Raw genomic sequence first — 955 nt, forward strand, 5'->3', positions numbered from 1 at the left:
GAGCTGATCATCACGCCGGTGCCGGTGCCGACCACCTTCGGCGGCGCCGACAAATGCATGCTGATGACCTTCCACGACCAGACGCCGCTGCGCCGGGTCGAGGAGATGCGCGCCGACTTCGTCGCCAATGCCAGCCACGAGTTGCGCACACCGCTCGCCGCATTGTCCGGCTTCATCGACACGCTCCAGGGCCAGGCCAAAGACGACCCCAAGGCGCGCGAGCGCTTCCTCGGCATCATGCACAACCAGGCCACCCGCATGGCGCGCCTGATCGACGATCTGCTCTCGCTGTCGCGGGTCGAGCTGTCGGCCCATGTGCGGCCCGACACCCTGGTCGACCTGCTGCCGATCATCCGCCAGGTCGCCGACGGGCTCGAGCCGCTGGCGCGCGAGCGCCAGGTCGAGGTCGAGATCCATCTGCCGGAGCCGCCGGTGATGATCGCGGGCGACCGCGAGGAACTGCTCCGCCTGTTCGAGAACCTGATCGAGAACGCGCTCAAATACGGTGCCTCGGGCGGACGCGTCATCGTGTCTCTGACCTCGGGCGCCGCCACTGATGGAACTCAGGAAATCCGGGTCATGGTCCGGGATTTCGGCCCCGGCATCGCGCCCGAGCACCTGCCGCGGCTGACCGAGCGGTTCTACCGGGTCGACGTCGGCGACAGCCGCTTGCAGGGCGGGACCGGGCTCGGATTATCGCTGGTGAAACATATTCTTAACCGGCATCGCGGCCGGCTTGTGATCGAAAGCGTGCCGAAACAGGGCGCCACTTTCACCGCCTGCTTTCCCCAGGTCAGGGCTCCGGCGATAGCCTGAAACTCAAGCGATTTCAATTGCTTGAGGCTGTCATCCGACTGTCACTAAACCTTCGTAAAAGCACAGCCGACCGCTCCTAAAGGGGCGGCACGGGGAGCGCGATCGGGCGCGGATGGCGCTTCGCTCCCCTGTATGGAGA

At 65.9% G+C, this 955-nt stretch carries 1 protein-coding gene; it reads left to right on the plus strand.

Annotation, left to right across the window (positions count from 1 at the left end; translation table 11 throughout):
* Nucleotides 1–816 (plus strand): ATP-binding protein (locus tag AC1D00_RS42910; RefSeq protein ID WP_477014893.1); only part of this gene is annotated, 816 nt, incomplete at its 5' end.
* Between the last annotated feature and the right edge of the window lie 139 nt (nt 817–955).

This window comes from Bradyrhizobium sp. P2_E8, from assembly GCF_056403875.1.